Raw genomic sequence first — 9,596 nt, 5'->3', positions numbered from 1 at the left:
GCTGCGGGGGGCGAACCAAAGCCTTAGACATGCCGAGGGTGCCCTGGGTCTCACTTCTGCGATCATCGGCACTTTACCGCTAGCTTCGAAGCTTCAGCAGCCGTTGAACTGGGCCTGTGGAAAAGTGGGACTTTGGCCCTCCGTCTATCGACAGCGAGCGGTTTCAGAGCTTGACGCCAGAGCTGACGCTACAGAGTTCCTTGCCGAACCTTTACCCGACGCGCCGGTGCGCCGGCGTACCGACGGAGGATCAGCTACGCGCCCTTGGCCATGCGGCGCGCCAGCACGAGAGCCGTCTCGACCCGTGCCACGGGAACATCCAACGCGCGCGCCAGCGCGCCCACCACGTCGCGAGCGGGCATCTTCCTGAAGTCACCGCTCTCCCAGCGGCGGACCGCCGACGAGGAGGCGTTCGCCGCCTCGGCCAACTCCTTCAAGCTCATGCCTCGGCTGACACGCAGCTCTCGCAAAGCGAGACCGTCTGCGTGGTCGACTGAGAGCAGCTCGCTGGGCTCGACACCCAGCACCTCAGCGACCCGGCTTAGCGTGCTAGGTCGAGGCGTGGCGACACCTCGTTCCCAGGCCGAGATAGCAGCGGCCCCTTGCACCCCGACCTTCACCGAGAGCGCATGCTGCGACCACCCTTTACGTAGCCGGAGGGTGCGTAGCCGCTCCGTGTCCAGCGGCACACGCGCGTAGCGGACGGTCGCCCTCCCGCCCGGTTTGCCCACGTGACGCAATATAGACTCCGGAGACTCGGGGACCAGCCGACGCCACTCAAGTGGCAGTAGCTTGTCCCGACAGTCGGGTTGAACCCACGGGATCCTGTGCAATGAGACCCTGGCCGCTCGATGGCGCTTTGGGTGACATGAACACACGCTCGCAACATGCAACCCATGCCTCCAGACGGCAGTTCGAGTCGCTCGCCTCGGCCTCTGAACGGACGGGTCTTAGCACTCGGACTCTGCGTCGCCGGATCGCGCAAGGCCTTCTACCAGCCTACCGCGGCGGCCCGCGGGTCCTACGTCTTGACCCAGAGGACGTCGACCACCTGATGACTCGCATACCAACGGTCGGAGCTTAGGTACCCGTCTGTTGCCGGGCACCGTCTGGCGACTACTCGACCGAGACCAGTATCGAGTGGGAAGTGACCGGACGGACGCCTCACCGGACCGCTCAGGGCTACTGCCTTTCGGCCACCTTGTCGCCGGCAAGCAAGGACGTCGTACCTGGGAGCGCGCTAGCACGGATGCCGGAATCAGGTCCCCCTTCGTCCATCGAAATCGTTAGCGGCCCAGGCGTCGCGTGCTGCGCGCGGCGCAGGAACGGGAGCAGAACCGGCGTCTTGAGGCCGCCACGAGGGGGCAGAACCGGACGCGGCACCACTCGCAAGTCACCACGGTCCCCTTGCGTCCTGAGCCGCGCCGTTTTGCCGCCGCCTCTCGGATTGCCGCCAACCCAGCCGGCGAGATCGCGTCGGGGCCTCGACGCTGAGCTCCGCTGGCCGCTGCGGGGTCGCGCGCCTCGGTGAAGGCCGACTTCGCAGGCAGAGTGCGTCGCGCGTTCTCAGCGATGACCGGCGGCAGTACGAGCGACAACCAGGCCGCGGCGGCGGAGTCCGTGAGCAACGCGGTAGGCGTCAGCCGTGAAACCGTGGGCCCGGTAGACGTGCAGCCCGAGGTGGACAAATCGGGCTCCGCACCCGTGGCACAGTAGGCCGTCTCGTCAACCACGCCGAATTGGCCGAACCCGTCGCGATCTCCCACCCAGCGTCCTGTCACGCGACCATCGTGACGGACGACCGAGCGTCAAGTCCGACGGCCCTCTATGAGGCAGCATGCTGCGGGGGTGCTCTGGGTGTGTCAATGACTGGTGAAACGGCGGCGCGTCGCAACTCGGCCGACTCCGCGGTTGCGAACCGTGGGGGACCCGGGCCACATCGCACAGATTCAATTCGTGACCCAAGCGCAGATCCTTGTCGCACGCTTATCGCACGACGTCGAAGATCTGGGGGCGGAATATGACATCCTCGCAGGTCAGCGGCACTTGATATTGGTGGACGTGAAGGGACTCGAACCCCTGGCCTCTCGCGTGTGAAGCGAACGCTCTAACCAACTGAGCTACACGTCCGTGCGAGGACGCACAGTAGCCTGCCCGCACCCGTCGTGGCGAATCGCGCGCGGCCTAACCGCTCTTGCGCTCGCGCGCCCCGATCCCGAGGTCGAGGATCGCCAGCAGCCCGATGATGACCAGGACCGCGGGGATCCAGCCGGCCATCGCGTTGGCCGCCGTCCACAAGGCACCGACCGCGCAGAAGAGCGCGACCAGGGCCATGAGCACCATGCGCACCATCGAGGAACTGTCTCCGGGCCCGGGGCCGCCGTCCGGGGTGTTCGACCGACTCGACTTCTCCTGTTTCTGCTCCATACCCCAACTGTGCTCCTTCGAGCACGTTTCGACAACCCATAGCGCCGAATCGGCCTCGCCTGGCCTACGGGTCGGGGTGCTCGGCGCCCTTGCGGGCGAAGATCTCCTGCGCGCGACGGGTGACCTCCCCCGGGCCGGTGGCGAAGTCGCGCTCCCCGATCGGAGCCGCAGGCACCCGCCCGGCCAGCGACGACGCCGACCCGGCCACCCGGACCGTGGAGATGCCCTGCACGTCGCGGGTGCTGGAGGTGATCCACGCCTCGTCCGCTTCGCTCAGGATCGACAACGGCAGCTCGTCCTCGTGGACCTCGATGCCCTCGGCGTCCAGCCATTCGATGGTCAACGCACGGGTGATCCCGGCCAGCGGCCCGGTGGCCAGCGACGGGGTCAGCACGACCCCGTCGAGCACGACGAAGATGTTGGACCCGGTGCCCTCGCAGAGCTGACCGGCGGTGTTGGCGAAGATCGCCTCAGTGGCACCGAGCTGTTTTGCGGTCGCGAGTGCGACGACGTTGTCGGCGTAGGACGTGGTCTTCAGCCCCACGGTCGCGGCCCGCTCGTTGCGGGTCCACGGCACGACGGCCACGGTCGTCGCTGGAGGCGCCACCGGGGCAGCGCCCAGGGTGACGATGTACGTCATCGCCCCGCCCAGTCGGTCCGATCCCAGCGGCCCGGGGCCGGCGGTCACCGTGTATCGCAACCGGCCGAGATCCACCGGACCGTCGGCGAGCACGGCGTCGATCCCCTCGTGCACGCGGCTCCGGTCCAGCAGGGGCAGGCCCAGTCCCCACAGGGACCGGTCCATCCGGTCGTGGTGCCGGGTCAGCGCGAACACCTGGCTGCCCACCACCTTCGCGGTCTCGAAGACGCCGTCGCCCACGGTGATGCCGTGGTCCAGGGCGGCCAGGGCGGGCCCCTCGTCCACCCGCTGCCCGTTGACCCACACCCGCACCGCGTCGCGGGTCTCCTGACGGTCGGCGCTGTCCTGCTGTGTCACGCTCATGGGCCCCCACTCTGCCAGAGTGGTCCCCCGATGAGGAGACGAGACCTGCCATGAGCCTGCGCTTCGAGGAGCTGTCCTTCGCGCCGACCCGGATGGGCGAGATCTCGCTGCGCCGCCGCCGGGAGCCGATCACCGGGCAGCAGGTGTATGAGGTCAGGCTGGGTGAGGAGTACCTCATGTCCAGCATGTTCACGGTCGCCGAGGAGGCGATGGCCGACCTGGCACTGGACTGGGGGCAGCTCGCCGACCCGCGGGTGCTGGTCGGCGGTCTCGGGCTGGGCTACACCGCTGTGGCGGCCCTGCGGCACGCCGACGTCGCCGCCGTCGACGTGGTCGAGACGCTGCAGCCGGTCATCGACTGGCACGAGCAGGAGCTGCTGCCCCGGTCGGCCGAGCTGGTCCGCGACCCGCGCACGCGCCTGCTCGCCGGCGACTTCTTCGCCATGGTCGCCGGCGAGACACCGATCGAGGGCGTGCGCTCGGCATACGAGGTGGTGCTGCTGGACATCGACCACGCACCGGACTTCGTGCTTGACCACAGCCACCAGGGTTTCTACTCCCCCGCGGGCCTGACCGACCTGTGCCGGTTACTGAGCGCCGAGGGCGTCTTTGCGCTGTGGTCGGACCGCCCGCCGGACCAGAGCTTCCTCGACTCGCTGGGCGCGGTCTTCGCGCAGACCCGTGCCGAGGTGGTGAGCTTTGCCAACCCGCTGACCGGCGGCACCTCCCGCAGCACGGTCTACCTGGCTCGCGCTCAGGACTCGAGGACCGAGCCGGACTCCTGCGACGACCCCGCCTGACGGGTCCGGTCGGTGCGCCGCAACAGCCACCCGCCGAGCAGGATCAGCAGCACGATGCCGGCCAGGCCCCACAGCAGACCCGCCGGATCCTGCAGTCCGCTCGCGCCGACCTGGACGTAGACGATCACCGCCGGCAGGATCCCGAGCATCGTGGCGATCGAGTAGGGCCGCAGCGGCACCCCGGCCGCTCCGCAGACGTAGTTGACGGCCATGAAGGGCGCGACCGGCATCAGCCGGATCGCCAGGATCGGCAGCACCCCGGTGCCCACCAGCCGCTCGCGGACGTCACCGCGGTAGCGACGGATGATCGGGTCGATCGCTGGGCGCAGCGAGCTCCGGGCGATCAGGAACCCGCCCAGCGCACCGAGCACGGCCGCCACCCACACCACGAGCACGCCACCGACGGCACCGAACAGCACCCCCGCCAGCACGGTGAAGAGGCCCTGCGGCACCGGGAAGAGGCTGAGCACGGCATACACCACGACGAAGACCACCGGTCCCCAGAGCCCGGCGTCGGCCACGAGCTCCTCCAGCCGCATCCGTCGCAGCAGTTCCTGCTGCCAGACCACGACTCCCACGACCACCAGCGCCGCCAGCAGGAGCGCGTTCACCAGCCACCGTCGTGTCACAGCCCGCCGCCTTCCGTCAGAGTTATCTGTGTCGTAAGTCGGTGAGTCTGTGATCCTCTTCCCCGCGCCGATGAGAGACTGCGCCCCATGTGGACGCCGCGCAGCTGCCCCCACGGTCACCGGGAGTGCAGCCACGGCGAGCTGGAGCAGTGGAGCACCGTCCCCAACGCGATCACCGCACTGCGCACCGTGGTCGCGGTCGGGCTGGGCCTGGCCGCGGCGGTCGACCAGGACCTGACGCTGCTGTTGTGGGCGACCGGGGTCTACTGGGTCGGGGACACCGCTGACGGTGCCGTCGCGCGGCTGCTGGGCCGGGAGAACCGGATCGGGGCGGTCTTCGACATCGTCTGCGACCGCGTGTGCGCCGCCGTGGTCTACATGGGGGTGGTGTGGCTGCTGCCGCACATGGTGCTGCCGGTCGCGGTCTATCTGCTCTCGTTCAGCGTCGTCGACCTGATGCTCTCGCTGGCCTTCCTGGCCTACCCGCTGTCCAGCCCCAACTACTTCTATCTCGCCGACGCCCCGATCTACCGGTGGAACTGGTCCAAGCCGGCCAAGGCCGCCAACTCCGCGATCTTCCTCGTGTTGCTGCTGCTGACCGAGAGCGTCGTGCTCACCACCGCGATCGCCGGGGTGCTGCTGGTGGCCAAGCTGCTCAGCCTGCGCCGACTGTCCCGCTTGCCTCCCGCGCCGGACACCGACTGCGCGCACGAGCTGTCGCGATCGCCGGCCGGCCCGGAGACCCGGTGACGCTCGTGCTCACCTTCGGGGTGTGTCTGGTCTCCGCGTTGATCCCCCTGGTCAATGCCGAGGCCTACCTCGTGGCCCTGGGCGTCGCGACCGACCCCGCCGGGCTGTGGCTGATCGCCTTCGTCGCCGGCCTGGGACAGACCGCGGGCAAGCTGATCTGGTATGAGGTGGGTCGGCGGGCCCTGACCTGGTCGTTCACGCGGCGCAAGATGAGCAACCCCAAGGCGCAGCGGCTGCGCAAGCTGTGGCACGACCGGTTGGAGGCCCGACCCGTCGTCTCCGGGTCGGTGCTGTTCCTGGCCGCCTCGGTCGGCATACCGCCGCTGTTCGTGATGGCGGTGGTGGCCGGTCAGCTGGAGATCAACCGGGTCTGGTTCACGATCATCGTGCTGGTGGGGCGCACGCTGCGCTTCGCCGCGGTGCTGGGCGGGCTCGCCTGGGTGATGGACGCGCTGCGCGGCCTCGGCTGAGCGACCGCGCAGGGCGGGTCACGGGTGGTCGGCCTCGGTGGGCGTGAACAGCTCCAGGGCGATGTTGTCGGGGTCGCGGAACTCCAGGATGTAGCCGGTGCCGATGTCCTTGATCTGCTCGCGCGGCACGCCTAGCTCGTCGAGCATCGTGGCGGCGGCGCGCAGGTCGTCGTGGGAGTCCACGCTCAGGCTCAGGTGGTCCAGGCCCACCCGGTTCTCGTCGAAGGAGTCGTGCGCCACCGGGCGCAGGCCGAGCAGCGAGCTGCCGAGGCGGAAGACCACTCCCCCGGCCAGCCAGGCGAGCTGCTCGCGCGTCGTGTCGTCGGCGTGCTCGGGCACCTCGTGCGCGACCGGCAGGCCGAACACCTTCTCGTAGAACGCCCGGGATCGCTCGATGTCGGTGACCGTGAGGCGGACGTGGGCGTAGGACTGGACGGGGATCGGCATACCCCCAGCGTGGCACGCCGGCTCGCTCACCGATGGACCAGGACCTGGTCCAACGGCTTGCGGGTGATCGCCGGCACCGTGGCACCAGGCTGGGGATAGCCGACCGGGATGAGCAGGAAGCCACGCTCGTGCGGCGGCCGGTCCAGGATGGCGTTGAGGAAGCGCATCGGGCTCGGCGTGTGGGTCAGCGTCGACAGCCCGGCCAGGTGCAGGGTGGCCAGCAGGAAGCCGACCGCGATCCCGACCGACTCCTTCACGTAGTAGGGACGCGGCGTGTCCGGACCCTTGTGCACCTCGAAGACCGCGATCACGGCGGGAGCGGTCTCCAGGAAAGGCTGGGCCAGTCCGCGCCGATCGGCTCGAGTGCGTCGAGCCACTCCTGCGAGGCCCGCCGTCCGTAGAACTCCTGCTCCTCCGCCTCGGCCGCCACCCGCAACCGGCGGCGTACCTGCGGGTCGGTGACGATCACGAACCGCCACGGCTGCACGTTGGCGCCACTGGGCGCCGTGGCCGCGGCCCCCACCGCCTCCTCCAGCACTCCCCAGGGGATCGGGCGGTCACTGAACTCACGCACACTGCGGCGCCGGGACAGGTCGGCGGCGAAGTCGGCCGCGCGCCGCCACGCCTGATCTTCGGGCACATCGAGCAAGGGGGCCGGCTGGGTCACCGCATCGTGCGCAGCGGAATCCGCCGTCACTGGACAGGCGAGTCAGGCGGTGGGAGCTGATAGCCCAACTCGTCCTCGACCGAGGCCACGCCCTCGACCGCACCGGCCAGAGCGGCGTGCTCGGCGTCAGGCACCGTGCAGGTGATCATCCCCAGCTCGGCCAGCACGTGCTCGACCACGACCCCCTGCTCGGTGAGGGCGAGGCTCACCTGGGTGATGCGTGCCTGGTGGGGTGCCTCGACGGTGACCACGATGCGCCGCCGCCCGGACGTGGTCTGCGGCTCGGGGATCACGAGCCCACCTGCACCAGCCCGGCACCGACGTCGACCGAGGGCAGCTCCAGGCGCCGGCACTGCTTGTCCAGCGTGGCCCACAGCTCCAGCCCTCGGCGCCCGGTGACCCCGGCCCACACCGCTGCCACTCCGGCTGCGTGCGGGGTAGCCATGCTGGTGCCGCTGATCGTGTTGTGGCGCTCCGGCATCGGCCAGGAGGAGAAGACTTCCACCCCGGGTCCGGCGAGGTCCACCTGTCCACCGGGGCCCGGGAGGCTGCGGGCCGAGAACCTGGCGATGTCCAGGAAGGCATCCAGCGCCGCGACCGCCATGATCTCCGGGCTGTTGGCGGGGGCGCCCACGAAGCCGGGGTCGTCCGGACGATCAGCGTTGTTGCCGGCGGCGGCGATGATCAGGGTGCCCTGCTCCAGTGCCCGGCGCCCGGCGAACGTGTAGGGCGGGTGCGGCTCGGGCACGTCGGCCCCGAGCGACATGGACACGATCGCGCACTGGTTGGCCACGGCCCAGTTGATGCCGGCCAGGATCCCCGCGTCCGACCCCGAGCCCTGGTCGCCGAGGACCTTGCCGGCGTAGATCTCGGCCTCGCTCGCCACGCCGTAGCGCCTCCCGTCCTGCGAGACGCCGCCGCAGGCGGTGCCGATGCAGTGCGTGCCGTGGCCGTGGCCGTCCTGCGCGGACTGGCCCTCGACGAACGACTTGCTGGTGACCCTCCGGCCGGCGAAGTCGGGGTGCTCCAGGTCCAGCCCGGTGTCCAGCACGGCGACCCGCACCCCCGCCCCGGTGGGACTGTCGGCGGTGATCCCGAGCGCCTGCAGCCCCCAGGTCGCCTCGTCGGTGTCCTCGTATGCCGGAGCGTCGCCGTCACCCGGGGCCCCCTCCCCTGATCCGAGACGTCGTGCCAGGTCCTCGACGCCGTCGCGGTAGCCCTGGAGATACGCAGGGTCGGCCAGGACGTGATAGACGAGCTCCGGCACGACGGCGAGCACCGGCGTGCCGGAGTCCTGGACCGCGGCTCGCAGCGCGCCGCTCTGGGAGGGGTCGGCCGAGACCACCGCCATACCCAGCTGTGCGAACATCGTCGCATCGGCCCCGGCGACCTCGTCCATGTCGAGGGCCTGCTCTCCGTAGTCGCGGGAGGAGGCCACGGTCCGCAGCCCGGCCACGTCGGCGAAGACGGCAGCCGGGTCCGTGTTGTCGGCCAGCACCACGACATACCTGCCGGTCGTCTCCGGGTTGCCGCGCGGCATACCCCTGGCCCGGCGGTCCTGCGGTGCACCTTGGGAGTCCTGGGGGATCACGACGCTCTCCTGACATGTGTCGGCGCTGGGGTCGCTCCCAGGGTAGGCGCTGCGCCGCTCGGCGGTAGGGCGCCGATGTACGGCCTACCGCCGACCGAGCGTCGGGGTACGGCTACTCCGCGCGGACCGTGGTCACCAGCGAGCCGGTGACGGCTGCGATCTGACTGGGCACGTCCGCCTTGAGCCATCCCGAGATTCCGCCGGGCAGCGTCGAGACGATGACCTCGTCGAAGGAGTGATGGCGCAGGACGTCCTTGACCGCAGTCTGGGGGTCGGGATCGCCGACCTCGCCGTCGGCCTCGGCGCCCAGCTGCTTGAGCTTGTCGAGCATCTTGCTCAACCGCTGCTCGGCGATGTCGTGCGCCTTGTCCGTCTCGGAGGATTCGTCCGCGAACCCGCCTCGCCAGTCGGCGCTCTTGTGGTGCGTGGCCGTTGCCGGAACCACAACATGGAAGTGACTTTCACCCCCGTTGATGCGTTGCTGGACCTCGCGCTCGAGCTCTGCTCCACCCAAGGTCTGATTGGCTACGATCAGGTATTTACTCATGGCCCTCGCCTCCTTGCCGATACCACGATTGTCCCGCGGACAGCACATCGGGTCAAGACTCAACACGCCAGATGGTGCTCCGTGGGCCGGAGCCCTCTCTGTCAACCTAGAGCGTGTCTCCTTAATGAGTCTTGATGTGTAACTACTCAGGTGTTCGGCGTGGCGGGTTGATACTGGTGTGACTGGTGGGACAGTTGTTAGGTGTCCGATGATCCGCTGCCGCCGATTCCGGCTGAGCCGACGGTGGAGCAGCTGCGGGTGGCTG

The 9,596-nt window shown here is 69.5% G+C and carries 13 protein-coding genes and 1 tRNA gene; 3 read left to right on the top strand and 11 right to left on the bottom strand.

Going from position 1 to position 9,596, the window contains the following annotated elements; genetic code table 11:
• Positions 1–254: 254 nt before the first annotated feature.
• From ACR2FV_RS01210 to ACR2FV_RS01195, 4 genes are all read right to left on the bottom strand, one after another.
• Positions 255–731, bottom strand: a complete 477-nt coding sequence (locus ACR2FV_RS01210) for a helix-turn-helix domain-containing protein (protein ID WP_434013905.1) — start codon at positions 729–731, stop codon at positions 255–257.
• 1,322 nt (positions 732–2,053) lie between these two features.
• Positions 2,054–2,130: transfer RNA gene (locus tag ACR2FV_RS01205), tRNA-Val, on the bottom strand.
• Positions 2,131–2,184: 54 nt separating this feature from the next.
• Positions 2,185–2,427, bottom strand: coding sequence for a hypothetical protein (locus tag ACR2FV_RS01200; protein WP_434013904.1), 243 nt, complete (start codon positions 2,425–2,427; stop codon positions 2,185–2,187).
• A 64-nt stretch (positions 2,428–2,491) separates the two neighbouring features.
• Positions 2,492–3,430, bottom strand: coding sequence for an aminotransferase class IV (locus ACR2FV_RS01195; RefSeq protein WP_434013903.1), 939 nt, complete (start codon positions 3,428–3,430; stop codon positions 2,492–2,494).
• Between the two features lie 50 nt (positions 3,431–3,480).
• On the opposite strand from ACR2FV_RS01195, the gene ACR2FV_RS01190 reads away from it, so the two are divergent.
• Positions 3,481–4,230: a spermidine synthase gene (locus ACR2FV_RS01190; RefSeq protein ID WP_434013902.1), complete on the top strand. Its 750-nt coding sequence runs from the start codon at positions 3,481–3,483 to the stop codon at positions 4,228–4,230.
• Here ACR2FV_RS01190 and ACR2FV_RS01185 read toward each other — a convergent pair.
• Positions 4,185–4,841: a TVP38/TMEM64 family protein gene (locus ACR2FV_RS01185; protein WP_434013901.1), complete on the bottom strand. Its 657-nt coding sequence runs from the start codon at positions 4,839–4,841 to the stop codon at positions 4,185–4,187. The genes ACR2FV_RS01190 and ACR2FV_RS01185 overlap by 46 nt on opposite strands.
• A 105-nt stretch (positions 4,842–4,946) precedes the next feature.
• Between ACR2FV_RS01185 and ACR2FV_RS01180 the strand changes: the two genes are divergently transcribed.
• Together ACR2FV_RS01180 and ACR2FV_RS01175 are read left to right on the top strand one after the other, a co-directional pair.
• Positions 4,947–5,609 (top strand): CDP-alcohol phosphatidyltransferase family protein, encoded by a 663-nt coding sequence (locus tag ACR2FV_RS01180; protein ID WP_434013900.1) that lies wholly within the window; start codon positions 4,947–4,949, stop codon positions 5,607–5,609.
• Positions 5,606–6,079, top strand: a complete 474-nt coding sequence (locus tag ACR2FV_RS01175) for a hypothetical protein (RefSeq protein ID WP_434013899.1) — start codon at positions 5,606–5,608, stop codon at positions 6,077–6,079. Before ACR2FV_RS01180 ends, ACR2FV_RS01175 begins: the two co-directional genes overlap by 4 nt.
• A gap of 18 nt (positions 6,080–6,097) precedes the next feature.
• Here the strand turns inward: ACR2FV_RS01175 and ACR2FV_RS01170 are convergent, their stop codons facing one another.
• The 6 genes from ACR2FV_RS01170 to ACR2FV_RS01145 all read right to left on the bottom strand — a co-directional run bounded on the left by ACR2FV_RS01170 (position 6,098) and on the right by ACR2FV_RS01145 (position 9,397).
• Positions 6,098–6,526, bottom strand: coding sequence for a VOC family protein (locus tag ACR2FV_RS01170; RefSeq protein WP_434013898.1), 429 nt, complete (start codon positions 6,524–6,526; stop codon positions 6,098–6,100).
• Between the two features lie 26 nt (positions 6,527–6,552).
• Positions 6,553–6,837 carry a hypothetical protein gene (locus tag ACR2FV_RS01165; RefSeq protein ID WP_434013897.1) on the bottom strand — a complete coding sequence of 95 codons (285 nt, stop codon included), beginning with the start codon at positions 6,835–6,837 and terminating at the stop codon, positions 6,553–6,555.
• Positions 6,834–7,193 carry a nitroreductase family protein gene (locus ACR2FV_RS01160; protein WP_434013896.1) on the bottom strand — a complete coding sequence of 120 codons (360 nt, stop codon included), beginning with the start codon at positions 7,191–7,193 and terminating at the stop codon, positions 6,834–6,836. Before ACR2FV_RS01160 ends, ACR2FV_RS01165 begins: the two co-directional genes overlap by 4 nt.
• A gap of 26 nt (positions 7,194–7,219) precedes the next feature.
• Positions 7,220–7,486, bottom strand: coding sequence for a hypothetical protein (locus ACR2FV_RS01155; RefSeq protein WP_434013895.1), 267 nt, complete (start codon positions 7,484–7,486; stop codon positions 7,220–7,222).
• A complete protein-coding gene (locus tag ACR2FV_RS01150) occupies positions 7,483–8,784 on the bottom strand; it encodes a S8 family serine peptidase (RefSeq protein ID WP_434013894.1) in 1,302 nt (433 codons plus the stop codon). Before ACR2FV_RS01150 ends, ACR2FV_RS01155 begins: the two co-directional genes overlap by 4 nt.
• A 112-nt stretch (positions 8,785–8,896) precedes the next feature.
• Positions 8,897–9,397 carry a hypothetical protein gene (locus ACR2FV_RS01145; RefSeq protein WP_434013893.1) on the bottom strand — a complete coding sequence of 167 codons (501 nt, stop codon included), beginning with the start codon at positions 9,395–9,397 and terminating at the stop codon, positions 8,897–8,899.
• Between the last annotated feature and the right edge of the window lie 199 nt (positions 9,398–9,596).

Source organism: Ornithinimicrobium sp. (assembly GCF_051004135.1).
GTDB lineage: Bacteria > Actinomycetota > Actinomycetes > Actinomycetales > Dermatophilaceae > Ornithinicoccus.
This window is presented reverse-complemented; position numbering and strand designations above follow the sequence as displayed.